Genomic DNA, 24,207 nt, shown 5'->3' on the forward strand with positions numbered 1-24,207 from the left:
CTCCTGTCGTGATCTTTTCCAGAACGTTTATCCAACGACCGAGCGCGGCCTCGATATGTCCGACAACGATTCGTCGTCGCGGCTCGGGAGCGGTTCGATCTCGTCGTCGACGGTCGTCACACTTACCGGATCGGTGCTCGGCGTTGCTGGAGCCTATATCACGCAGACGTGGGCCGGTGGTTCGTTCCTCGCGTTCGGTGCGCTGCTGGGCGTCGGCGTCGGCGTGCCGACGCTCTATCGTGAGTGGGACATCCGGTTCTCGCTGGGACGGGCGTTCGGCTGGGCGATCGTCGCCAGCGCTATCGCGTACGGCTTCTATGCGGTCGTCTTCGTGGCACTGACTCGTCTCGGCGTGAGCAGTGGTCTCGGCGACGGACTCGCCGGCGGCGCGACGGTCGCACTTGGAATCGCGTTCTCGCTGTACCGCAACTGAGCCGGTTGGCTCCGACGCCGGCCGGCGAGTTGTGCCCGGGAAGCAAAGGTTATCCCCGCCGCGTCGCTCGCCTCGATATGAAGATACTCGTCACCGATCCCATCGCGGAGCCGGGTCTCGACCGGTTGCGCGAGGCCGGTCATACCGTCGAGACGGCCTACGACGTTGAGGGCGACGCGCTCCACGCAGCGGTCGCCGACGCGAACGCACTCGTCGTCCGCTCGGGCACCGACGTCACCGAGGAGCTGTTCGCGGCCGCCGAGGAGCTCACCATCGTCGGCCGTGCGGGGATCGGGGTCGACAACATCGACATCGACGCCGCCACCGAGGCCGGCGTGATCGTCGCCAACGCTCCTGAAGGTAACGTCCGCGCCGCCGCCGAACACACCGTCGCGATGACGTTCGCGGCCGCGCGATCGATCCCTCAGGCCCACACCCGACTGAAGGCCGGCGAGTGGGCCAAGAGCGACTATCTCGGGACGGAACTCAACGGCGCGACGCTCGGCATCGTCGGGTTTGGCCGCGTCGGCCAGGAGGTCGCGAAGAAACTCGACGGCCTCGGGATGAACCTCGTGGCGTACGACCCCTACATCTCCGAGGAGCGCGCCGCTAATCTCGGTGCGGAGCTCGTCGAACTCGACGAGTGTCTCGCGAGCGCCGACGTGCTCACGATCCACACGCCGCTCACGCCCGAGACCGAGAACCTGATCGGCGAGGACGAACTCGACAGGCTGGGGAGAGGCTACCTCGTCAACTGTGCGCGCGGTGGCGTCGTCGACGAAGCGGCGCTCGCCGCCGCAGTGGCGGACGGATCGGTCGCGGGCGCGGCGATCGACGTTTTTGCAGAGGAGCCGGTCTCGCAGGACAATCCGCTTCTGGATGTGGAAAACGCGATCGTCACCCCCCATCTCGCCGCGAGTACCCACGCCGCCCAGGAGAACGTCGCCACCTCGATCGCGGATCAGGTGCTCGCCGCGTTCGCGTCGAAACCCGTGATGAACGCGCTCAACGCCCCCTCGATGGATGCGAGTGCGTTCCCCCGGGTCCGGCCGTACCTCGATATCGCTTCGACCGCCGGCAAGATCGCGACCCAGCTCCTCGATGGGCGGATCGAGACGATCGAGGTGACCTACGAGGGCGACATCGCCGCGGAGGAGATCGATCTCGTCACCGCGAGCGCGCTGGAGGGCGTGTTCGAACCGCTCGAATGGCAGGTCAACGCGGTCAACGCCCCACGGATCGCCGAGGAGCGCGGGATCGAGGTCGTCGAGTCGAAGACCCGGACCGCGGAGGATTTCCAGAGCCTCGTCACCGTCACCGTTACGAATGGCGAGGAGGAGATCGGCGTCTGTGGCACCCTGTTCGCTGGCGAGGACCCCCGCATCGTCCGGATCGACGGGTTCCGGGTCGACGCGATCCCCGCCGGCCACATGCTGGTCGCGCGGAACGTCGACGAGCCGGGCCTGATCGGGTTCATCGGGACGGTGCTGGGCGACGCGGACGTCAACATCGCGGGGATGTTCAACGCCCGCCAGGTCATCGGCGGCGAGGCAATGACGGTATACAATCTCGACGAGCCGGTTTCCGAGGAGCTTCAGGATCGACTGGAGGACGACGACCGCGTGATCGAGACGCGCTACATCGCACTGAACGGGACCGGAACGGAATAGCGCGCTGGACCGTTTGCCCGCCGTACCGAAGCGGTGGTGCCGAATCAGACGCCGTGAGTGGTGTTCTTGATACCGACGTGTGCAAACAGCAGGAGGCTCGCGAGGAGCCAGCAGCCGATGGCTGTCCCGGTCACCACGCGCGGGACGAACCCTTCGGCCACGACAACCGTCACGACGGCACCGATCGCGAGTCCCGTCAACCACCGATAGCACCGCATGACGTTCTGCCGTGTCAGGTAGCGCCCATCGGTTTCGGCTTCTTCGGTCGCCATTGTCTCTGATATCAGGACAAGCCTCGGCGACATTTACCCTTTCCTCCGCGGTATCTACCCGCGCAGATGGTTGAGTACGCCCTCGGCGTCGGCGGGCACGGGTTCCGGCTCCGTGCCGGCCGCGGCCGCAGCGTCGGGGTCCTTCAGGAGGTGTCCGGTCGTTAGACAGACTATATCCTCGTCACTGCCGACGACGCCCGCCGTGCGGAGCTTCCGGAGGCCGGCGACGCTCGCCGCGGAGGCGGGTTCGACCCCGACGCCCTCGCTCGCGAGCGCGCGCTGGGCGTCGGTGATCGCTTCGTCCGCGACGGCGACCGCTGTCCCGCCGGTCTCGCGGATACCGGGCAGCGCCTTCCGCGCGTTCACAGGGTTCCCGATCCTGATCGCGGTGGCGCGGGTCTCGACCGACTCCCAGCGCTCGACGTCTTCGTTCCCTTCCTCGATCGCCTCAACCATCGGCGCGGCACCCTCCGCCTGGACGCCGGTAAGCTTCGGCACGTCCTCGGGGTCGAGCGCCCCGCTCGCGACGAGTTCGCGGAAAGCCTTGTAGAGCGCCGCGGTGTTGCCCGCGTTCCCCACCGGCAAAACGATCCGGTCGGGGTATCGGCCATAGTCGGTCTGGTACCGTTCGAGAATCTCGAAGCCAATGGTCTTCTGACCCTCCAGTCGGAAGGGATTGAGCGAGTTGAGGAGGTACGCCTCGCCGCGGTCGGCGAGTTCGGCGACGATGTCGAGACACGCGTCGAAGTTGCCGTCGACTTCGAGGATACGTGCCCCGTGGAGGCTCGCCTGGGCGACCTTTCCCGCAGCGACCTTCCCGGCAGGGAGGAGTACCAGTGTCTCCATCCCACCGCGACCGCCGTAGGCCGCGAGCGCCGCGCTGGTGTTGCCGGTCGAGGCGCACGCCAGGCGGCCGACACCCAGTTCAGCAGCGACCCGGACCCCGACGGTCATTCCCCGATCCTTGAAACTTCCCGTCGGGTTCATCCCCTCGTGTTTGATCCGGAGACTTCGGACGTCGATCGCATCTTCGAGTCGGGGAACGGTGTGGAGCGGCGTGTCACCCTCCGGGAGCGAAACACCGTCCTCGAAGGGCAGCGACGCGGCGTAGCGCCAGACACCACGATCCTCCCCGGCGAACGTCTCGAAGGTGGGATACTCGGCGTAGCGCGCTTCGAGGAGCCCGCCACAGTCGGGACAGCGGTAGATCGGCGCGTCGAAGGGGGCGTGTACGGTGCCGCACTCGATACACGCGAGCCACGTGCCGTCGGTCGCGGCGTCGGGCGTCGGCTCCTTGGGCGAAAGCGTGAGATCGGTCATCACGCGACGGGACTGCCCGGGCGGGCAAAAGTGGGCCGGTCCGTGGAGTTCGTACTGGCCAGATGGACGTCATTCGGTGACGAGATACTCGCAAGCACGCCACTTACCCGTCCGAAACCCCAGTCTCGGGTATGGACGACGCGCGGACGACGCGCCGGGCGTATCTCGGCGCGCTCGGGACGGCACTCACTGCCGGGCTCGCCGGCTGTGGGGGTGCACTCGGCGATCAAACCACGACCAATGCGACGACTACTTCCTCGACGACCGGCGACTCGACACCCGCCGAAACCACGGCCGGCGGCCCGACGAACGCGACGGCCGCCACCGCGGACCCGAACGCGACCGGTGACACCGCGACCGCCACCGACGGCAATGCAACCGCCCGCGACGGCAACGCGACCGCTGGCGACACACCGAGTCCGTACACGCGCGTCTACCGCCAGACAGTCGGCTCGGTCGTGCTGGTCAGCGTGACCGGTGGGATGGGACAGGGCGGACAGGGATCGGGGTTCGTCTTCCGAAACGGCTACGTGGTGACGAACGCCCACGTCGTCAGCAACGCGTCGACGGTCGAGGTGCGCTTCTCGGGGGGAGAGTGGCGTTCGGCGTCGGTCGTCGGCACCGACCCGTCGAGCGATCTCGCCGTTCTCGATGTCCAGAGCCCGCCCGACTACGCGACACCGCTCTCACTGGTCGACGACCAAGCCGCCATCGGCACCGAAGTGGTCGCGATCGGCAACCCCTACGGGCTCGAAGGCTCGGTCACGTCGGGGCTCGTCAGTGGCGTGAACCGGTCGATCCCCGCGCCGAACGGCTACACCATCCCCGACGGGATTCAGACCGGTGCGCCGGTCAACCCCGGCAACTCGGGGGGGCCGCTCGTGAACCTCGACGGCGAGGTCGTGGGCGTCATCAACTCCGGCGGCGGCGACAACCTCGCCTTCGCCATCTCGGCCGCGCTCGTCGAGCGCGTCGTGCCGTCACTCATCGAGAACGGCGAGTACGACCACGCCTATATGGGAATCGCTGATCTGCAGACCGTCACGCCGTCAGTCGCTGCGGATGTGGGGATCGATCGCTCCCGTGGTGTGCTCGTTCGCCGGGTCGACTCCGACGGGCCGTCCGCCGGTGTGCTCCAGCGCGGTGACGTCATCGTGGGGCTCGGTGGCCAGCGGATCGACAGCTTCCAGGGACTCTCGTCGTATCTCGCGCTTCAGGCGTCACCTGGTGACACGATCGACGTCACCGTGTTCCGCAACGGCGAGCGACGGACGCTCTCGCTCACGCTCGGCAGCCGCCCCGAACAGCCGGGTGGGGCCACACAGTCGACGACCACCCCGTGAGCGCTCCTCGCGGACGATTACACCGTCTCCTCGCCGAACTCGTCGATCCGTGAGTGGACGTACGCCGTCCACTCGTCGAGCGTGTCGTGCATCAGCTCTTTCGCCTCCGGCAGCGGCGTCGCGGTGTACTGATAGACGTGGCCGCCGCCGTCGAGGAGTCGGCGGCCCCGCTCGGCGAGTCCCTTCTCCCGCAGCGTCGACAGCGACCGATTGACGTTCGAGCGATCCCGCTCCAACTCCGCGGCCAACTCCTCGACCGTGCTGTCCGGCTGGTCGAGCAGCGTTCGGTAGGTCCGCGTCTCGTGACGCTGGATGTCGAACACACAGACCATCACCTGCTCGAAGCCCGGTTCGGCGTCGAGCATGAGGTCGCGGAACCGCTGGGGACTGGGGTCGGCCTCGGTCATAGTCCGGATTCGACCGCCCGGAGCATAAATCTCGGCCCTCGGTCGTGTGTGATCCACGCCATTGCGTGACGACTGTCAACTCGCCACGCGGTTATGTCGATCCGTGGTGTATCACCTCGCGCATGAGCCAAGAGACTCGATCCGAAACGGCGACGACGACCGGCACCGGGCTCGCCGACTGGCAGGCGGGCGTTATCGGCGGCCTCGTCGGCGGCGCGGTGATGGGCGCGATGATGACGATGACACTGCGGCCGGCTATCGTGGGTGCGATTCCGGCGCTGTACGGGCTCGCACCGCCGCCGAACGGCCTCGCGGGCTGGATCGTCCACATGGCCCACAGCGCGATTCTCGGGGTGGTGTTTGCCGCGATCGCAACCGGCACCGGTGTCGGTCGTGGTCTCGGGCGGTCGGCTGCTGTCGGGTTGGTTTACGGCGTCGTGCTCTGGGTGCTGCTCGCGGCGCTCGTGATGCCGCTCTGGCTGGACGCCGTGGGTGCCGGGCTCGGACCGGACTTCCCGAACTTCGCGCTGCCTGGAAGCCTTCCGAGCCACGCGGTCTACGGCCTCCTCCTCGGGGTCGTCTACTCGTTCCTCCGCTGAACCATCCGAAAAACGTCGATTTTTGACTGGGTGTGAGGACAGCGACGCCACCGTCACTTCATCGTCACGTACGTCAGGAAGACGAGCGCGACCGCTTGGAACGCCCGCATCGCCGCGATCACCCGCTGGGCGGCGGGATCCATCGCGTACAGGCTCCGCATCGTGAAGAAATAGTAGAGCGAGACGCCGTTCTCGACGAGCAACACCGCGCCGAAGGCGACCAGTCCGAGCAGCAGCGGCGTCCGGAACGTCCGGTAGTTGTTGAGCCACACCGCCGTAAGCGCGAGCAGCATCACGATGCTCACGCCGGAGAGGGTGCTGGCGATCGTCATCGTGTCGCTCATCAGGACGGTGGTTTGGAGGGGCGTCATCCGTCGGTCTCCACGTGTTGTGCTATGCGTTCGAACTCATCACGGTTTCGTTCGAACTGGTCGGTGAGGAAAAACAGCGCGGCGTAGTCCTCGTCGCTTTGTTCGACGACGTCGTGATCACAGAGCATGTCGAGATGGTGGCGAGCGGTGGTGTAGGCGATATCCAACTCCTCGGCGAGACGGTTTGCGTTTTTCGGCCGCTCGGCGAGCGCCCGGACGACGCGAACGCGGTTCGCGCCGCCACGCGTCGCCGTAAAGAGATACCACAGCGCCTTCTCCATCCTCGCTCTCGAAAGTCCTCTCGCGCCCTGGGGATATATGTTGGGTCCCCGTTTCGAGCACGAGACATCGATCGCTGTGGCAAAAAACGTGGAGCACCCTGAAACCGGCGTCGACATCGCGTTCACTGTGGCGTGATGGTCACCTCGATGACCTCGCTGGCGTCGGGGATGTCGAAGTCTGGATGGCGCTCTCTCGCCAACTGGATCGGTTCGTCCTCCTTGGGGCCGACGTCCATCGCCTCGGGGTCCTGGACGGGCTTCTGATCGGGACCGGTGCCTGGCGCGGTGTCGGCCTCGGTGCCGGCGTCGTAGACCGCGATGTGGTCGGTCACGCTGCCCGAAACCGGCTCGTCGCCGTCGAACAGCGAGAGCCCTTCGAACCCGTAGAACCAGTCGTTCGACTGGACGAACATCGTCTCCATCGTGAACTGGTCGCCCGGCGCGGCGCTGAAGCCGAACTCGACGGACTCGCCCGGTCCCAATGCAGGGGTCTCCAGCGAGCCACCAGGCGAGGGAGCGACCCCGCTGTCGGTGGTGTTCTCGGCGCTGGCCACCGTCTGAGCCAACGTCATCGGGAACCCGTCTTCGGCGACGATCTCGGTCCCCTCGTTGGCGTCCTCGCCCGGAACGAACGCGGGGTTCTCGCCGCCGGAATACACCGCCCAGACGGGCGGCGAGAGCGGTACGACGCCGTCCGCCCGATCGACGTCGAGCGTGCCTGGCGTCGAGACGTTCTCGACGGTCGCGGTGAACATCCGTCCACCGCCGCCGTCCGCGCCGGCGATGAACTGGTTGGTGATCGGGAGCACCTGGTCCATCGAGCGCGCGGGATTGAACGCGTCGGGGGATGGCCGCTGGAGGTGGAGCAGCTGGAAGTACGTCTGGTGTTCGGCTTCCACGCTGTGGATCGAGAGCGCCGGCGGGATCAGGTCGGGATTCGAGAGCAGCGGTGCCGCGCCGGCGTACGCCGAGACACCGACGGCTTCGAGCCGGTCGGCGATCGCGACGAACTCCTCCATCGTGTCGTAGGGGAACTCGTACTCGGCGGGTTCGACGGGCGTGCCGCCGAGGTCGTTGATCGTCCCGGTCAGTGCTTCGACGTGGGCCTCCTCGTGGTCCCGGACGTCCTGGATCTGCTGGTACACCGAGTACCGCAGCGTCGGTCGCGCGAAGTACTTCGCGACGTCTGAGTTCTCGACCTCGCTCTCCGTGTGGTTGTCGAGGAAGTCGTTGTAGAACGCGGCTTCGAGGTGTTCGAGCGACAACGCGTAGTTGAGGACGTCGACATCGCTGACGTCTCCGCTCCCCCTTCCGCTACCGCTATCGCCGTCACCATCGTGACCTTCGGCTGCCGCCGTTCCGCCGAGAGCCGATAGGGCCAACACGCCGCCGCCCACTGTCGCCGCGTCGGTCATGAACGATCGTCGCGAGCGCAGATACTCGCTCGCGTCCCCCAACGATGAGGGACTGTCGGTGCATTCGATGTCGTCTGGTTCGTTGCTCATTGTTCTCGTGTGCGGTGACGCACAAGCTCGAATGCCACACCGGCATAAATAGTAATTTTTCCAAGTGTTTGTCGAGTCCTGCGTGAGTCTCTCGTAACTTCCCGTTCGTATGTGTAGCTATGTGGGCGGCAAAGATAATCAAAGCTCGCGAGACTCCGTCCTCACGCGCTTCGTATCGGTCTCACAGTGCGTCGAGGAGGAAGGCGAGCAGCCCCTTCTGGGCGTGAAGTCGGTTTTCGGCTTGCTGCCACACCGCCGCACGATCGCTTTCGAGCACGTCCTCGGTGATCTCCTCACCGCGGTGGGCGGGCAGGCAGTGGAGCACGGTCGCGTCGTCGGGAAGGAGGTCGGCGTTCACTTGGAACCCACGCTCCTCGAACGCGGCGAGTTTCGTTTCGCGCTCCGCTTCTTCGCCCATGCTCACCCAGACGTCGGTGTAGACCGCGTCCCTCCCCGCGACCGCTATTTCCGGATCGGCCGTCACGTCGGGTGCGGTCCCGATCTCGCCGGCGCGATCGAGCACGCGCTCGTCGATCCCGTACCCTTCCGGTGTGGCTACCGTGAGATCGATTCCGGCGAGCGCACACCCGAGAACGAAGGATTGGGCGACGTTGTTGCCGTCGCCGACCCACGCCACCTGCGCGTCGAACCCCACCGTCTCGCGGAGCGTCAGCAAGTCCGCGAGGGTCTGACAGGGGTGAGCGTCGTCGGTCAGCCCGTTGACGATCGGGACGTCGGCATAAGCCGCGAGCTCCTCCAAGTCCGCGTGATCGAACAGTCGGACCATCGCGCAGTCGACGTACCCCGAGAGGGTGCGGGCGGTGTCCCGGAGTGGTTCGCGCTCGCCGAGGCCGATGTCGTCCGGGCCCAGGAAGATCGCGTGGCCGCCGAGCTGGGTCATCCCGGTTTCGAAGGAGATCCTGGTCCGAGCGCTCGGCTTCTCGAACACCATGCCGAGCGTTCGGCGTTCGAGCAGGGGATGTGGCTCGTCACGTTTCGTCCGCGCTTTGAGCTCCGCTGCGATGTCGAGCACCGTTTCGAGTTCGCTGATCGAGAGATCGTCGATGTCGGTGAAGTGGCGTGTCATGCGTCCCCTCCGAGCTGTTCGGCGACGTCTTCGAGCACTTTCGTCGAGCGGTCGAACTCGTCGAGCGAGAGACGTTCGTCGGGTGCGTGGTCGAGGTCCGAGTCGCCTGGTCCATAGGTGACCATCGGACAGTCCCACGCCTGGTAGATGTTCATGTCGCTCGTCCCCGTCTTGCGGAGTAGGCGCGGCTCGCCGTCCGCCCGCCGGATCGCACCGCGGAACGTCCGCGCGACTGGGTTCCGTGGGGAGGTCATGACAGGCGAGACTTCGTCGTACCAGCGCACGGTGCCGCCGTTCAGCTCGCCGTCGGCGGCCTCGCGCACCTCCTCCACGGTGAGGCTCGGCGGCACGCGGAACTGGACGTCCATCGTCGCCTCGACAGAGAGCCCGTCGTCGCTCGTTCCGCCGTGGACCTCGATGGGTTTGGGCGTCACGCGCTCGAAGACGGGCGTCCACTCGTCGCGGTCGTCGGCCACCGTGTTTCGCACCCGCTCCCACCAGTCGATTGCGTCCTCGATCGCGCTGTTCTCGGGGCGGGAGGTGTGGCCGGATTCGCTCGTGGCGACGTAGGTGCCCGCGAGCAGGCCCCGGTAGCCGAGCGTGATCCCGTTCCAACCTGAGGGCTCGCCGTTGACGACCGCGTCGGGCGCGTCGCGGGTCTCGACGAGGTGACGCGCGCCGCTCGAATCGACCTCCTCGCCCACGACACCCACGAAGCTTACTCCTGTTCGGACGGCGGCGACCGCCATCGCAACCAGGGGCCCAGTTGCGTCGACGCTACCCCGACCCCAGAGCACCTCGCTCCCCTCGCGCTCGCCGTCGCCGGGTTCGATCCGCACCGGAATGTCGCCAGGCACGGTATCGATGTGGGAGGTCAGCAGAACGGCATCGTCTGCGGGCGCACGGACGTTGCCGACCTCGTCGAGAAACGCCTCGCGGCCGTGATTCTCGAAGAAGTCGACGAGTATCTCGGCGCACGCCGCCTCTTCGCCGGTCGGCGAGGGAGTCTCCACGAGCTCGACGAGGAGATCGCGCGCCGCACTCACCGAAACGCCCGTGAGCGCTTCGCTCATTCCGACCGCCCCCCGAGCACGTCCGTGAGGGCGTCAACGACCTGATCGGCGTGGCCCTCGTCGAGGATCAGTGGCGGCAGTAGCCGGACCACCGACCGACCGGCGGGGAGCGCGAGGATCCCGTGATCGAGTGCGAGGTCTCGGAGCGCGCGGTTCGCGCCGCGCTTGACCTCGATCCCGATCATCAGCCCCTCGTCGCGCACGTCGCGGACCCGATCGCCGAGCTCGGCGTCGAGTTCGCCCGCGAGATACCCACCGATCTCGGCGGCGTTCGTGGGGATGTCCTCCTCGACCAGCGTCGAGACGGTGGCGTCGATCGCGGCGCTCACCACCGGCCCGCCGCTGAAGGTGGCGTTGTGCGAGCCGTGGTTCTCGGCGATCCAGTCGGCGCACAGCGCCGTCCCCGCGGGAAGTCCGTTCGCGAGCCCCTTCGCGGTCGTGAGGATGTCGGGCGTCACACCGGCGCGTTCGCACGCCCACAGTTCTCCTGTCCGTCCCATCCCGGTCTGGACCTCGTCGAGGATCAGCGCCGCGCCCGCCGCCTCGGTGTGTTCGTGCGCCGCCGCGAGATACCCCTCGGATGGGAGGTTGATCCCACCCTCGCCCTGGAGGGGTTCGAGGATCACGGCCGCGGTCTCGTCGTCGACCGCCTCGGCGAGCGCGTCGCCGTCCCCATACGGAACGAACTCGACGTCGCCGATCAGGGGTTCGTATGGGTCGCGATACTCGCTGTTCCACGTGGTTGCGAGCGCGCCCATCGTCCGACCGTGAAAACCCTGCATCGTCGCGATGATCTTCGAGTTCCCGGTGGCGCTCCGGGCGAACTTCAGCGCCGCCTCGTTCGCCTCCGTCCCCGAATTACAGAGCCAGACGTTCTCCAACCCGTCGGGTGCGGCGGCTTCGAGCGCCGCGTGCGCTCGGTCGCGTGCATCGACGGGATAGGAGGCCTGGACGAACGTCAGCCGCTCGACCTGGTCGGTGATCGCTGCGGTCACGTCGGGATGGGAGTGGCCGAGCGGCGCGCACGCGTAGCTCGCTCCGCAGTCGAGATACTCGGTATCGTCCTCGTCGTAGAGATGGACGCCCTCTCCCCTGTGGAGCCTGATCGGTTTCTCGTTGTGGACGAATCCGCTCATGTATCGACCTCCGCTTCGGCTTCGATCGCCCCAGGCGTGAAGTGGGTCCCACCGCCGTCGAGCGCCGCACGCACGGGCTCGTCGGCGTTCGCGTCGGCGACGACGACCGCCGCCGCACCGCCGTCGAGCGCCTCCGTCGCCGCCATCACCTTCTTGCCCATGAACCCCTCGGCGGCCGACTCCACCTGCGCGAGCGCGTCGGGCGTTTCGGCACTCCCGATCAGCGTTTCGGGATCGTCGGGATCGGCGAGCACGCCAGGGACGTCGGTCAGCACCACCAGGGTCGCGTTGAGCGCACCGGCGACCGCGGCGGCCGCCCGGTCGGCGTCGGCGTTCACGGGGGTGCCGTCGTCGGCCAGCATCGGGACCGTCACCACGGGTGTGTAGCCGTCGTCGAGCAGCCCGGTGAGGAGGTCGGCGTTCACCGACGTGATCCTGCCCGAGTGCTCGCCACGCCGGATCTTCGTTTTTCCATCTTCGACGACCTTGATGGCGGATTTCCGGGGGCCAGTCAGCAGCCCGCCGTCGACGCCCGACAGCCCAACGGCGTCCACACCGGTCTTCCGCAGTGACGCCGTGAGGTCGGTGTTGAGTTTGCCGGGGAGGACCATCTCGAAGGTCTCCATCGTGCGCTCGTCGGTGAACCGCCCGACCACCCCCTTCGGGGTCTCGACGTACTCGGGTTCCTCGCCCAGCCGTTCGAGCGTCTCGTCGACTGCTGTCGATCCGCCGTGGACGACCACGCAGTCCTCGCCCTCTCCCGTGAGCGCCGCGATGTCCGCGATTGTGCCCTCGGGATCGACTGCCCGCGCACCGCCGACCTTTACGACCGTCGTCATGGTCAGGGTGCCCCCACGGGATGGAGTCCCTGAAAGTCGAGTCCTGCCGTCTCGTCGATTCTGAGCGCGACGTTCGCGGCGTGGACCGCCTGGCCTGCTGAGCCCTTCATCATGTTGTCGATGGCCGAGAACACCACGATTCTCTCATTACCCGGATCGAGTTCGAACCCGACCTCGGCGTAGTTCGAGCCCGCGACCGCCTTCGGCTCGGGATAGCGGTACACGCCCGAGCCGCCAGCTACGAGCCGGACGAACGGCTCGTCGTCGTAGGCTTCGCGGTAGGCGCTCCAGAGGTCGGCCTTCGATACCGGTTCGTCGGGAAAAACGTGACAGGTCGCGGCCGCACCACGGATCATGTCGACCGCGTGGGCCGAGAACGCCGTCTCGCAGCCGAATGCCTGCTCGATCTCGGCCTCGTGGCGGTGGCCCGTCGGCGCGTAGGGTCTGACGACTCCCGAGCGCTCGGCGTGCGAGGACGCCTTCCCACCACCTGCTCCGCCCTCCGAGGAGCCCACCTTCACGTCGACCACGATCCGCTCGTCGCCCGCGAGGATCCCGTCGTCGAACAGCGGGCCGAGACCGACGATTGCGGCGGTCGCGTTGCAGCCGCCCGCCGCGATCAGCGACGCACCCGCGAGTTCGTCGCGGTGGCGCTCGACGAGCCCATAGACCGACTCGTCGAGCAGTTCGGGCCGGCTGTGCCCGTCGTACCACTGGTCGTACTGGTCTTCGCTATCGAGCCGGAAGTCCGCCGAGAGGTCGACGATCGTGTCCGCCGCCTCACGGAACGCGTCGATGTGCTCCATCGACACGCCGTGGGGCGTCGCGGCGAACAGCACGTCGACGCTCGCGAGATCGGTGGGCTCGCTGAACCGGAGGTCGAGCTCCCGGAGGTTGGGATGGACCGATCCGACTGTCTTGTTCGTATACTCACGGCTGGTCGCCTGGACGATCTCGAAGGCAGGATGGCCGCGGAGCAATCGGAGGAGTTCGCCGCCGGTGAACCCGCTCGCACCGACGACCGACGCGGTGTGGGTCATGGCGCAGCGACCGCGGTTTCGTCCGCCGTCTTCGCTTTGCCTTCGAGCCAGTCGACTACTTGTGCGGGCACGTCGCCGTCGGCGACGCCGTCGAGCGCCTTGAACTCGACCGTGTGATTCACCTCGTGGACCGTGTAGGAGTGGTCCGCGTCGGGATCGTCGGTCTCCATCAGGTCGACTCCCAGCAGGCCGCCGCCGACCGCCTCGCTCGCGCGCGCGACGAGATCGCGGGCCTCGTCGTCGAGTTCGAACGCCTCGGTTTCGGCCCCCTTCGCCGCGTTCGTGAGCCAGTGGTCCGACGATCGCACCATCGCTCCCACGGGTTCGCCGTCGGTAGCCAGAACCCGGATGTCGCGGCCAGGCTTCGCGACGAACTCCTGGACGTAGAACACCTTGTGCTCGTAGTGTCCCAGGGTCGATTTGTGTTCGAGGATCGCCTCCGCCGCGCTCCGGGAGTCGATCTTCGCCAGCAGCCGGCCCCACGAGCCGATCACGGGTTTCACCACGCAGGGATACCCGAACCGCTCGATCGATGCCATCGCGCTCTCCTTCGTGAAGGCGACCTCCGTCCGGGGCGTCGGCACGCCGGCCCCCGCGAGCGCGAGGCTGCACTCCGCTTTGTCCGCACACACCGCCGCAGTCTCGGGGGAGTTCACGACCGGGATGCCGTACGCCGCGAGGAAGCGGGTCGCATAGCGGCTCCGGCTGGTCGCGAGACACCGGTCCACGACGAGATCCACGTCGGCGAACGCCGCCGGCGGCTCGGTGAGATCGAAGCGCTGGTCGCGAACGTCGATCTTCGTCACCTCGTGGCCGCGCTCCCGGAGCTCACCGAGCAGGAGCTTCTCGTCGTGCCTGATCCGGGAGTAGAGGACGCCTATTTCCACTCTTACTCCCCCCAGTCCTCTTCGAGCTCGGGGGCCGTCTCGAGGACCGGCGGGGTGGTGTCGATGACTTCGAGCTCGGCGCCGCAGGTGCCACAATCGATGATCTCTCCGACTTCCGCGTCGTCGTGCAGGGACACCTCGCCCCCGCATTCGGGACAGTTCGCCATGTGCCACCCTCACCCGTGTATCCGCTTAAACCCTTCGGACTTGTTTGATAATTTACAAAACGTACTGTGGCCTCTCGGGGCCGAAATCGAGTGTTTCGCGCGTTTCGCCGCCGCCGGCGAGATGAATTCGTCCCCCTCGCGGGGGCGGTCGCTCAACGATACTCACTCACCTCCCGTTCGAGCGTTGCGGCGGCCGTGTCGAGCCGATCGCGCCGGTCGTCGCGGCGCTCCCTATCGGCCTCGATCGCCGCCCACGCCTCGTCGAGCGCCGCCTCGACCGCCTCGGGTGCGGGCCCGCCGACCGAGTCGCGACTCGTCACGCTCGCCGCGGGATCGAGCGCGTCCTCGATCGCCTCGCGCTCGACGACCGCCGAGAGCGATTGGTCGAGCACCGCATCGGTGGCCGCCTCGATAGCAGCATAATCGGCCCCCTGCTCGGCAGCCTCGGCTAATATCTCGTGCGCCGTCCGGAACGGCACGCCGTTCGCCGCGAGCAGGTCGGCGACGCCGGTCGCGGTCGCAAAGCCGTCGCCGGCCGCCGCGGTGAGCGCGTCCTCGTTCCACGTCGCGGTCGCGACCGCGCCCGCAGCAACCTCCGTCGCAGGGGTGACCGCGTCGACGGCGGCCCACGCGTGGGGGGTCGCTTCCTGAAGATCGCGATTGTACGCCCGAGGCAACCCCTTCAGTGTCGTCAGGAGGCCGTTCAACCCCGCGCTCGCGTTCCCGGCCGCCGCGCGGACGAGTTCGAGCGTGTCGGGGTTTTTCTTCTGGGGCATGATCGAGGAGGTCGAAGCGTAGTCGTCGTGAATTTCTACATACTCGTCCGCCGCGAACTCGATCAGGTCGGTCGCAAGGCCCGAGAGCGTCAGTGCGAGTGCCGACCAACCACTCGCCGCCTCGACGAGGAAATCCCGGGTCGAGACCGCGTCCATCGAATTGCCGAGTACGCTATCGAACCCCAGCAGATCGGCGGTCCGCTCGCGGTCGATGTCGAACGGCGTGCCCGCAAAGGCCGCCGCACCGAGTGGCGAGCGGTTCGTCCGGTCGTACGCCGTGACTAGGCGATCCGTGTCGCGTTCGAGCGCCTGCGCGTACGAGCACAGGAAGTGCGCGACGGTGGTCGGCTGGGCTGCCTGGCGGTGCGTGTAGCCGGGCATTACCGTTTCGACGTGCTCGCGTGCCGCCTCGACGAGCGCCTCGCGGAGGACGAGCGTCGCCTCGATCGTGTCGAGCAGCTCCTCGCGCAACCGATACCGGATGCACGTCGCCACCTCGTCGTTCCGACTGCGGGCGGTGTGCATCCGGCCACCCGACTCGCCGACGTGCTCGATCACCGCGGTCTCGATCGCGGCGTGGATGTCCTCGCCGTCGAGCGCGTCGTAGCCCGTCGCTTCGACGTCGGCGAGCGCGTCGAGGATCGCGCCTGCGCTCTCCTCGTCGACGATGCCCTGTTCGGCGAGCATCACTACGTGCGCGCGGTCGACCGCGAGGTCCGCAGCGAACAGCCGCTCGTCGTGATCCATCGAGGAGAGGAACGCGCGAGCAGGGCCGCCACTGAACCGATCGCGTCGGATCACGTCGCCGTCCTCTCCGTTCATTTCACTCGTCCCCGTCGTCCGCCGTCGCTCCGTTCTCGGTCTCGGCCGTCGTCCCGCCATCGGCGACGGGCGCTGTCGGCTCGTTCGCGGCCGCGATGACGCTTCCCGCGAGACGCGATTGGAAGCCGTGGTACTTCGCGACGCCCGTGGCGTCGGCTTGCTCGATACCGCCGCCGACGTCCGCGGTGTTGAACGAGGCTGCCGACGCGGAGTACACGCCGTACTCGCTCTCGCGACCGACTGGGCGGGCCTGGCCGCCTTCGAGTTTCACGGTGACGGTGCCGGTGACGCGCTCCTGAGTCGATGCAATGAAGCCTTCGAGTGCGTCGACCAGCGGTGCGGCGAGCAGTCCCTCGTAGGCTTTCTCCGCCCACTCGTGATCGATCTGCTTTTTGAAACTCCGCTCTTCCTTGGTGAGGACGAGCGATTCGAGCGCCTCGTGGGCGTTGAGGAGCACGGTGGCTGCGGGGTGCTCGTAGTTCTCGCGGACTTTGAGCCCGAGCATCCGGTCTTCCATCACGTCGGTGCGCCCGACGCCGTGTGCGCCCGCGACTTCGTTGAGGTGTTCGATGAGCGCGATCGGCTCGAACTCCTCACCATTGAGCGCGACTGGATATCCGTCCTCGAATTCGATGTCGAGCAGTTCGCTTTCGTTCCCGGGTGGCTGGGTCCAGTCGTAGATGTCCTCGGGGGGGACGTAGCTCGGCTCTTCGAGTTCGCTGCCCTCGACCGAGCGACTCCAGAGATTCGTATCGATGCTCCACGCGCCCCCGTCGCCGCCCTCGACAGGGAGGTCGCGCTCGGCGGCGTACTCCTGTTCGAACTCACGGGTCAGCCCGAGTTCGCGAACGGGCGCGATCACGTCGAGATCCGAGCTGCGCCACACGGTTTCGAAGCGGAGCTGATCGTTGCCCTTGCCGGTGCAGCCGTGGGCGAGCGCCGCACAGTCCTGGGCGAGCGCGACGTCGAGGATCGCCTGCGCGATCACGGGGCGCGCGAGCGCAGTACCGAGGGGATAGCCCTGATAGGTGGCGTTCGCACGAACCGAATCGAAACAGGTTGCGGCGAACGCCTCGCGCGCGTCGACCACGTGGTGTTCGAGACCGAGCGCGGTCGCGGTTTCCTCGGCCTCGGCGAACTCCGCGGCGGGCTGGCCGACGTCGACGGTGACGCCGATCACCTCGTCGAAGCCGTACTCTTCTTTCAGCAGCGGGACGCAGACGGTAGTGTCGAGCCCGCCGGAGAAGGCGAGCGCGACGCGATCGGTGGATTGGGCTGTGGATTCGGTTGGGGGTGTCATGGTGTCGTCGTTGTACGGTGTCGTCGTGAATTCGCCCAGCGGAACCCTTCGGGTGGGCGGCTGAGGAGCGAAACGAGTCGGAGAAATGGGTTTGTGCGGGCCTAACGGCCCGGTCGTCGCGGTCGAAGCGAGAGGGACGCGCCGGCAGCGCGGAGCAAGCCGGTGCGGCGTGTCCTCGTCATGTACCCGTTGCTGGGGCGGCGGGGATATTAAACCCTTCTGGGTCGGCAACGATTGCACCACTCACTCCGTGCGACCACGCCACGTGACCGTCACCGTCATCTCGTCGGCGCGTCGAGCTCGGTCGTGTACAGCCTCAACGTCCCGGTCCCCGGTGCGATCGAACGTCTCGCCGCCGAGCTCCATCCTCGGCTGGTCGGGTTCGACCGCATCCGCGAGCGCCACACGCTCGTGTGCAAGCGTTTCGAGGCCGACGATCCCGCGCCGGATCGACTGTTCGAGCGGGCGCGCCGCGCGCTCGCCGGCGCACCAGCCGTCGAGGCACGTGCGACGGGAATCGACTGGTTCGAGGCCCCGGTTCGCGGGCCTGGCCCGGTGGCGTACGTCGCGATCGAGAGCCCGGGTCTCCACGACCTCCACCGACGACTCGTCGCGGCGTTCGATCCGATCCCCGCCCTCGAAGGCGACGACTACGTTCCCCACGTGACGCTCGCCCGTGGTGGTTCAGCGGAGCGCGCTCGCGACCTCGCGACCGTCGAGATCGAACCGATCGAGTGGACCGTGACCGAGCTGGCCCTTCACGACGCACGACACGGCGAGCGCGTCAGAACGCTGTCGCTCCCACGTCGTCCGTGACGGCGGTTATCGACCAGCGGTGATCGTTTCCGACCGCGAGAAGTGCTATCGCCAGTCCGGAAGCGACGCTGCCTCGTCGAGAAGCATCGAGACCCACGCGTCGTCGCGGGAGATGTCGGCGATGACGAACCGCTCCACGCTGCCGTCATCGTCGACCGAGGCCATGACGTCGTCAGCCACGACGGGTGCCGCCGCGGCGGTCGCATCCGGCGTCATACTATGTGAGTACATACCACCGGAATATAAACGCGTCGAACCGATGCTATCGGAACACGTTTTCTCGATCGACCGATCATTGTGGAGCCTATCGGGCGGTCGCTGCTCGACGCAGTTTACCCGACCGATAGTGCGTGAAAAAGGACTGTCCGGCACGCCGTTCCAGCGATCGCGCTTCGCTGGTCTCAGATCCTGACGCCGAACGCCGTCTCCATGACGAACGACGTGCCGAGCACGAACAGGCTCCCGACGAACAGCTTCGCGGCGAGCGAGAGCCGGTCGTCGGGATCGAGTTCGTACCACCGCAGCGGCGGGATTGCCTGGACGAACGCCTGGAGTCGGGTTTCGTCGTCGCTCGACACGCGTCGCGACTCCCCATCATCGTCATCGTCGTCGTCCTTCCAGGCTCCCTTCGGGCGCATCCCAAACGATCCGATTCCGAACAGCAAGAAACCGATCACGAACAGGAGGTACTTGCTACCGCCCCAGCCGGCCCCGAGCGCGAAGCTCACGACCGTTGCGGCACAGATGATGACGACCGCCATCGTGAGGCCGTAGAGACACAGATCGAGCAGCTTGAGCACCAGCAACGGTGGCTGGTCGTGCCTCGTCGTCCCCTCGCCCGACCCCCGACGGGGGTGGTCGTCGTTCATCGATCGCCGACGGAGTGTCCCTCGAAGAACGCCGCGGGGCTCTCGTGTTCGGATTTGTGCCGGTGACAGAGACTCCGGCGACCCGCTTCGCTCACCTCGTGGTGTGTCGGTGCTTCGAGATCACACTCGCTGCCGAACGTCTCGCGCAGATGTTCGCGCGCGTCGCTCTCGCTTCCCTCGTGGGCGAGTTCGGCGGCGCGATCGAGCTCGGTTTGGACGCCAGCAGGAACGTCGACGTCGTCGAACGTTTCGGCCTCGACCTCGTCGAGATCCGAAAAGCGCGTCTCCATTCCGAGGATCTCCTTCGCACGCTCGGACAGCGACCGATCGGCACGCGCCCGTTCGCGGAGGACCTCACGGAACACCTCGATACGCTCCCAGACGTCGTCGTCGATATCTGCGTACTTCTCGGGCCGGATCTTCGCCGGACAGCGCGTGGTGAACGGACACCCGTCGGGAGGATTGCGCGGGCTGGGTGGCGTCCCACGGAGCGTGATCCGGTCTTCCATCTGCGTCGTCGGATCGGTGTCCGGAATCGCCGACAGCAGCGAGTGGGTGTAGGGGTTCGCCGGATCGGCGAACAGCTCCTCGCTCGGCCCGATCTCCATGATGTTCCCAAGATACATCACCGCGACCCGATCACAGATGTGTCGTACCACCGAGAGGTCGTGGGCGATGAACAGGTAGGTGAGCCCGAGATCGTCCTGGAGGTCCTCCAAGAGATTCAGGATCTTCGCCTGGACCGACGCATCCAACGCGCTCACGGGCTCGTCGAGCACCACGAAGTCGGGTTCGAGCGCGAGCGCACGCGCGATCCCGATCCGCTGGCGCTGGCCGCCCGAGAACTGATGCGGATACCGATAGTAGTGTTGCTGTTGGAGTCCAACGGTTTCGAGCAGTTCCTGTACCCGTTGGCGGCGTTCGCGCCGCGTGCCCCGGGCGTGGACGTCGAGCGGTTCGCGGATGATCTCGCCGACGGTCATCCGGTCGTTCAGGCTCGAATCGGGATCCTGAAACACCATCTGGGCGTTCGACCGCCACTCCTTGAGATCGCTCCCCGACAGCGTCGTGATGTCGGTGCCGTCGTAACTGACGTCGCCGGCGGTGGCACTTTCGAGCCGGACGAGCGTTCGGCCGAGCGTGGTTTTCCCACAGCCCGATTCGCCGACGAGGCCGAGGGTCTCGCCACGACGGATATCGAAACTCACGTCGTCGACGGCCTTGACCGGATCGCCGCCGAAGACCCCGCCACTCTCGTAGTAGGTCTTCAGCCCGTCGACCTCGACGAGGGCGTCCGAGCGCTGCCGTTCGTCGGTTGCAGTGATCTCCTGACTCATCGTTGTGCCTCCGTTCGTACGGGTTCGTCGTCCGTTTCCCCGCGCCCACGGTGCTCGTGGAGGGCGACCGCGTCCTCGCGCGAGCGGTCGTCGGGGTACAGCAGACAGGCCGTGGTGTGGTCGGTCGCAGACTCGGTAACCGAGACCGATTCGGGATGGACCTGCGTACAGGCGTCGAACTGCTCGGGACACCGGGGCGCGAACCGACAATCGGTCGCGGGCTGGTTCGGGGTCGGCACGTCGCCCTCGATGGTGGTGAGCCGATCGGCACCGGGATTCCGGCCCGGAATGCTTTCGAGGAGTCCCCGGGTGTAGGGGTGGGCGGGGTCGGTGAACAGCGTCTCCGCCGGCGCGGTCTCGACGATCTCGCCGGCGTACATCACGTTCACGCGGTCGGAGATCTCCGAGATCACCCCCATATCGTGAGTGATGAACACGATCCCGAGATCGCGTTCGCGCTGGAGGTCGTCGAGCAGATCGAGGATCTGGGCCTGGATCGTGACGTCGAGTGCGGTGGTTGGCTCGTCACAGATCAGCACCTCGGGATCGCAGGCCAAGGCCATCGCGATCACGATCCGCTGGCGTTGGCCGCCCGAGAACTGGTGGGGGTACTCCTTCAGCGCCATCCGTGCGTCGGGGATCCCGACGGCTTCGAGCAGCTCCGCGGCCTCGTCGGTCACATTGCGTCCACCGAGATCCCGGTGGAGATTGAGTGCCTCCTTGATCTGGTTGCCAACGGTGTAGACGGGATTGAGGCTGCTCAGCGGGTCCTGGAAGATCATGGCGATGTCGCCACCCCTGATCCGCTTGACGACCTTTTGGGGGGCGCGTGCGAGGTCGACGTAGCCGCGGGTCGTGCCCTCGCCGTCGTCGAGGACGATACAACCATCACCCTCGGGCTCGCCGTCGCCGTCACGGTACGTGACTTCCCCGGAAAACTGGTCGGCGAGGCGTTCGACGGTTTCGGGGTTGCGGTACTTGATCGAACTCCCGTCGAGGATGCGTCCCGGCGACTCGACCAGTCCCATGACCGAGCGTGCGGTGACGCTCTTGCCGGAGCCGCTCTCGCCGACGATCCCGATCGTCTCGCCCCGACGGAGGTCGAAACTCGCGCCATCGACGGCGTAGATCGTCTCCTTGTCGGTGAAGAAGGCGGTCGTGAGGTCCTCAACCGACAGGATTGTGTCTTCGCTCGTCCGCGACGCCATCGCGGTGTGCTGACTCATGCGCCACCTCCGGCAGCGGCGGCTTCTCCGCCCCCGCTCTCGCTTTCGCTTTCGGGATCGAGCGCGTCGCGGATCCCGTCACCGAGCGCGTTGAACCCGGTCACGACCAGCACGATCGCGAGTCCCGGGATGATGGAGATGTGCCACGAGGCCGTCGGGACGTACTGCTGGCCGAGCGCCACGAGGCGTCCCCACTCCGGGGTCGGCGCGGTGACGCCGAGACCGAGGTACGACAGCGCCGAGGCGACGATGATGACGCCGCCGAGGCCGAGCGACGCGTAGATGAGCAGATAGCTAACGACGTACGGCGCGACGTGTTTTCGCATCAGCGTGATCGGCGTCTGGCCGTAGCTCCGTGCCGCGTCGACCCACTCGTTTTCGACCGTCTGGAACGCGGGACCACGCACTGTCCGCCAGAGGCTCGGCCATCTGAAGATGCCCAACAGCAACGCGATCAGGAAGGCACCGTTATAGAGGTTGGCGATCCATGTCGATCGGAGTACCTGCCCGAGCATGATGAGGATCAGCAAGAACGGCAGCGACGCGAACCCGTCGCTGGTCACGACGATGATGAGGTCGGTGATCCCTTTGTAGTACGCAGACACCAGCGCGAGCGCCATTGCGATCGTACACGCCAGTCCCATGGCGAACAGGCCGATGAATAGGGATACCCGCGCCCCATACACCATCTCGGTAAACATGTCCTTGCCGTTCGTGATCGTCCCTAGTGGGTGGAATCGATCGTATTCGTCGTAACTACCCAGGCCGTAGTTCTGCCCCGGCGTTCCGGTCGACTGCGAGGCGAGGTTCGCCGTGCCGACCGAAGCAGTGGTCACTTCACCGACGTCTTCGTCGAAGTACTGTACTTCGTGACCGTAGGGGTTGATGATGTTCTTGTCGAGGGTCGTCGGACCGAGCGCCGGCGCGAACATCGCGAGCACGACGAACACGACCACGACGATGAAGCCGAACTGCCCCCACCGATGGTCGCGAAGCCGGTCGATCCGATCGTCGGTCGGCGTCCAGTTGGCGAATCGGTAGTGCCGGCGGAACGTGAGATAGCCGTACCAGAGCCACGCGAGCCACGCGAACGCGTACGCGAACACGAGTCCGACGCGCAGCGCCCACGCGTATGCTGGCGCGAGCCCGAGGAACGTTTCCTCCCACGCCCCGCTCGGGAGCTGATAGCCCGCGTTCGGGATCAGCTCCCGGCTGAGCAGCGTCGGTAGTTCGATCGTTCCGGTCCACGGGAGGGTGCTCGTGACGAGGTGAACCAGTGCGCCGAACTCGACGGCGACCAACGCGAGTGCGCCGAGCAGCCAGATGAGCGCCGGCCGTGGATTCGCCCGAAGCCGGGTAACGATCCCTTCGTCCTCTTGGGTGAGTTCCTGACTCATAGATTATTCCTCGAAGCTGACACGCGGGTCGAGAACCGTGTACAGGAAGTCTTGCATGATATTAATGATGACCAACAACAACACGAAGATGAACGCCAGCGCCGCCGCGAGCGGGATGTCACCGTTGATGATCGCCTGATAGAACAGCCGTCCGATCCCGTTGATCGAGAACACCTCTTCAACGATCAGTGACCCACCAAGAAGAATCGTCGCTTCGGCCGTGATCACCGGAACCAACGGGATGAGCGCGTTCCGGAACATGTGTTTCCAGACCAGCAGGCGGTCGCTCACGCCTTTCGCTCGCGCCATCTCGACGTAGTTCGAGTTTTTGGTCTCCAACATCGCGGTCCGACCGATTCGGAGTTCGTTCCCCAGCGATGCCGAGCCGAGTACGAACGACGCGGGCAGGATCCGCTTGAGTGCTTTGAGGAACTCGGTCGGGTTGGTGAGGTTGTTGAGCGGCGGCGCGCCGATGAGCTGTGGGGTGTCAACGATGAACGTCTTCCAGTTGAAGCCGAACAGGTACTGCTCCGAGTTCGACAGCCCCAACAGCAGGATGACCGCGAGCCAGAAGTTGGGGGCAGCGCGCCAGACGATTCCGCCGAGCGAGGCGGCGTAATCGCCCCACGAGTTCGGATTGAGGCCCGCGTAGAACCCGAGCGGGATGCCGATGAACAGTGGGATCAGGATCGCCCAGAACCCGAGCCAGACCGTCCGGGGGAAGCGCTGGGCGATGACCGCCGACACGTCCGTGTTCGGGCTGATGACCCACGACTGTCCGAGATCGAACGTGAACATGTTGATCATGAAGTCGATGTACTGTGCCCACAGCGGCTTGGTGAGTCCGAGCTGCTGTTCGATCGCCCGGATCTGATCCGCGGGCGCGTTCGCTCCGGCGATCGCCACCGCGGGGTTGATCGGGCCGGCGTACAGGATGATGTACGTCAGCGATGTGCCGAAGACGAGGACCGGCACCATCAGCGCGATCCGCTTGGCGAAGTACGTCAGCCTGCTCATAACTCGATTCCTCGTTGCGGTCGTCGTTCAGCACCGCTCCGGGACTGGTGGCTCTTCCCGTGGCGTCGCCACGCCTGTGTCCCGTCTCGGTGTCCTCCGTGATGCTCTCGTGTGCTGTATTCCATTACTGTGAACGTCGTCGGCACGTCGCTATGAAGCTATTGGCGGTAGTATTGCGGAATTCCCTGCGAACGCCGGTCCCGACGTCGAAACGCCG

At 66.4% G+C, this 24,207-nt stretch carries 26 protein-coding genes; 5 read left to right on the plus strand and 21 right to left on the minus strand.

Going from position 1 to position 24,207, the window contains the following annotated elements:
- The first annotated feature begins 55 nt into the window (after nt 1-55).
- Both C449_RS16095 and serA read left to right on the plus strand, forming a co-directional pair.
- Nucleotides 56-433: a hypothetical protein gene (locus tag C449_RS16095; protein WP_006079107.1), complete on the plus strand. Its 378-nt coding sequence runs from the start codon at nt 56-58 to the stop codon at nt 431-433.
- A gap of 77 nt (nt 434-510) precedes the next feature.
- Entirely contained in the window at nt 511-2,103 is a 1,593-nt protein-coding gene (serA, locus tag C449_RS16100; protein ID WP_006079108.1) for a phosphoglycerate dehydrogenase, read from the plus strand.
- A 44-nt stretch (nt 2,104-2,147) separates the two neighbouring features.
- Here serA and C449_RS16105 read toward each other — a convergent pair whose 3' ends face one another.
- Nucleotides 2,148-2,375: a hypothetical protein gene (locus C449_RS16105; RefSeq protein WP_006079109.1), complete on the minus strand. Its 228-nt coding sequence runs from the start codon at nt 2,373-2,375 to the stop codon at nt 2,148-2,150.
- A gap of 54 nt (nt 2,376-2,429) precedes the next feature.
- Complete coding sequence (gene thrC, locus C449_RS16110) at nt 2,430-3,695, minus strand: threonine synthase (protein WP_006079110.1); 1,266 nt, start codon at nt 3,693-3,695, stop codon at nt 2,430-2,432.
- A 131-nt stretch (nt 3,696-3,826) separates the two neighbouring features.
- Here thrC and C449_RS16115 point away from each other — a divergent pair, with 131 nt between their 5' ends.
- Nucleotides 3,827-5,038, plus strand: a complete 1,212-nt coding sequence (locus tag C449_RS16115; RefSeq protein WP_006079111.1) for a S1C family serine protease — start codon at nt 3,827-3,829, stop codon at nt 5,036-5,038.
- Between the two features lie 17 nt (nt 5,039-5,055).
- Here the strand turns inward: C449_RS16115 and C449_RS16120 are convergent, their stop codons facing one another.
- Nucleotides 5,056-5,445 carry a helix-turn-helix domain-containing protein gene (locus C449_RS16120; RefSeq protein WP_006079112.1) on the minus strand — a complete coding sequence of 130 codons (390 nt, stop codon included), beginning with the start codon at nt 5,443-5,445 and terminating at the stop codon, nt 5,056-5,058.
- 122 nt (nt 5,446-5,567) lie between these two features.
- On the opposite strand from C449_RS16120, the gene C449_RS16125 reads away from it, so the two are divergent.
- A complete protein-coding gene (locus C449_RS16125) occupies nt 5,568-6,044 on the plus strand; it encodes a DUF6789 family protein (RefSeq protein ID WP_006079113.1) in 477 nt (158 codons plus the stop codon).
- 53 nt (nt 6,045-6,097) lie between these two features.
- On the opposite strand, the gene C449_RS16130 is transcribed toward C449_RS16125, so the two are convergent.
- From C449_RS16130 to C449_RS16185, 12 genes are all read right to left on the minus strand, one after another.
- Nucleotides 6,098-6,415: a hypothetical protein gene (locus tag C449_RS16130; RefSeq protein WP_006079114.1), complete on the minus strand. Its 318-nt coding sequence runs from the start codon at nt 6,413-6,415 to the stop codon at nt 6,098-6,100.
- A complete protein-coding gene (locus tag C449_RS16135) occupies nt 6,412-6,696 on the minus strand; it encodes a winged helix-turn-helix domain-containing protein (protein WP_006079115.1) in 285 nt (94 codons plus the stop codon). Before C449_RS16135 ends, C449_RS16130 begins: the two co-directional genes overlap by 4 nt.
- A gap of 122 nt (nt 6,697-6,818) precedes the next feature.
- Complete coding sequence (locus tag C449_RS16140; RefSeq protein ID WP_006079116.1) at nt 6,819-8,201, minus strand: spondin domain-containing protein; 1,383 nt, start codon at nt 8,199-8,201, stop codon at nt 6,819-6,821.
- Nucleotides 8,202-8,382: 181 nt separating this feature from the next.
- The gene (gene argF / locus C449_RS16145; RefSeq protein ID WP_006079117.1) at nt 8,383-9,288 is read right to left on the minus strand and encodes an ornithine carbamoyltransferase; all 906 of its coding nucleotides are present in this window, start codon (nt 9,286-9,288) and stop codon (nt 8,383-8,385) included.
- Complete coding sequence (locus C449_RS16150) at nt 9,285-10,361, minus strand: [LysW]-lysine hydrolase (protein WP_006079118.1); 1,077 nt, start codon at nt 10,359-10,361, stop codon at nt 9,285-9,287. The genes argF and C449_RS16150 overlap by 4 nt, the downstream gene beginning before the upstream one ends.
- The gene (locus tag C449_RS16155) at nt 10,358-11,497 is read right to left on the minus strand and encodes an aspartate aminotransferase family protein (protein WP_006079119.1); all 1,140 of its coding nucleotides are present in this window, start codon (nt 11,495-11,497) and stop codon (nt 10,358-10,360) included. The genes C449_RS16150 and C449_RS16155 overlap by 4 nt, the downstream gene beginning before the upstream one ends.
- Entirely contained in the window at nt 11,494-12,336 is an 843-nt protein-coding gene (locus C449_RS16160) for an acetylglutamate/acetylaminoadipate kinase (protein ID WP_006079120.1), read from the minus strand. Before C449_RS16160 ends, C449_RS16155 begins: the two co-directional genes overlap by 4 nt.
- A gap of 2 nt (nt 12,337-12,338) precedes the next feature.
- A complete protein-coding gene (argC, locus tag C449_RS16165) occupies nt 12,339-13,376 on the minus strand; it encodes an N-acetyl-gamma-glutamyl-phosphate reductase (RefSeq protein WP_006079121.1) in 1,038 nt (345 codons plus the stop codon).
- Nucleotides 13,373-14,263 (minus strand): lysine biosynthesis protein LysX, encoded by an 891-nt coding sequence (lysX, locus tag C449_RS16170; protein ID WP_006079122.1) that lies wholly within the window; start codon nt 14,261-14,263, stop codon nt 13,373-13,375. The genes argC and lysX overlap by 4 nt, the downstream gene beginning before the upstream one ends.
- Before the next feature lie 2 nt (nt 14,264-14,265).
- Entirely contained in the window at nt 14,266-14,430 is a 165-nt protein-coding gene (gene lysW, locus C449_RS16175) for a lysine biosynthesis protein LysW (protein ID WP_005039974.1), read from the minus strand.
- Nucleotides 14,431-14,582: 152 nt separating this feature from the next.
- Entirely contained in the window at nt 14,583-16,028 is a 1,446-nt protein-coding gene (gene argH, locus C449_RS16180) for an argininosuccinate lyase (protein WP_006079123.1), read from the minus strand.
- Between the two features lies 1 nt (nt 16,029).
- Nucleotides 16,030-17,328 carry an argininosuccinate synthase gene (locus C449_RS16185; protein ID WP_006079124.1) on the minus strand — a complete coding sequence of 433 codons (1,299 nt, stop codon included), beginning with the start codon at nt 17,326-17,328 and terminating at the stop codon, nt 16,030-16,032.
- A gap of 306 nt (nt 17,329-17,634) precedes the next feature.
- Between C449_RS16185 and C449_RS16190 the strand changes: the two genes are divergently transcribed.
- On the plus strand, nt 17,635-18,144 hold the full coding sequence (locus tag C449_RS16190; RefSeq protein WP_049914401.1) for a 2'-5' RNA ligase family protein: 510 nt from the start codon (nt 17,635-17,637) through the stop codon (nt 18,142-18,144).
- A gap of 45 nt (nt 18,145-18,189) precedes the next feature.
- Here the strand turns inward: C449_RS16190 and C449_RS18425 are convergent, their stop codons facing one another.
- The 6 genes from C449_RS18425 to C449_RS16215 form a co-directional block, all read right to left on the minus strand.
- Complete coding sequence (locus tag C449_RS18425; RefSeq protein ID WP_006079126.1) at nt 18,190-18,360, minus strand: DUF7556 family protein; 171 nt, start codon at nt 18,358-18,360, stop codon at nt 18,190-18,192.
- A 185-nt stretch (nt 18,361-18,545) separates the two neighbouring features.
- Nucleotides 18,546-19,013 carry a DUF7555 family protein gene (locus C449_RS16195; protein ID WP_006079127.1) on the minus strand — a complete coding sequence of 156 codons (468 nt, stop codon included), beginning with the start codon at nt 19,011-19,013 and terminating at the stop codon, nt 18,546-18,548.
- Nucleotides 19,010-20,350, minus strand: a complete 1,341-nt coding sequence (locus C449_RS16200; RefSeq protein WP_006079128.1) for an ABC transporter ATP-binding protein — start codon at nt 20,348-20,350, stop codon at nt 19,010-19,012. The genes C449_RS16195 and C449_RS16200 overlap by 4 nt, the downstream gene beginning before the upstream one ends.
- Nucleotides 20,347-21,576, minus strand: a complete 1,230-nt coding sequence (locus C449_RS16205) for an ABC transporter ATP-binding protein (protein ID WP_006079129.1) — start codon at nt 21,574-21,576, stop codon at nt 20,347-20,349. The genes C449_RS16200 and C449_RS16205 overlap by 4 nt, the downstream gene beginning before the upstream one ends.
- Nucleotides 21,573-22,973, minus strand: coding sequence for an ABC transporter permease (locus C449_RS16210; RefSeq protein ID WP_006079130.1), 1,401 nt, complete (start codon nt 22,971-22,973; stop codon nt 21,573-21,575). The genes C449_RS16205 and C449_RS16210 overlap by 4 nt, the downstream gene beginning before the upstream one ends.
- A gap of 3 nt (nt 22,974-22,976) precedes the next feature.
- Nucleotides 22,977-23,990, minus strand: a complete 1,014-nt coding sequence (locus tag C449_RS16215) for an ABC transporter permease (RefSeq protein ID WP_006079131.1) — start codon at nt 23,988-23,990, stop codon at nt 22,977-22,979.
- Between the last annotated feature and the right edge of the window lie 217 nt (nt 23,991-24,207).

The organism is Halococcus saccharolyticus DSM 5350 (assembly GCF_000336915.1).
Lineage (GTDB): Archaea > Halobacteriota > Halobacteria > Halobacteriales > Halococcaceae > Halococcus > Halococcus saccharolyticus.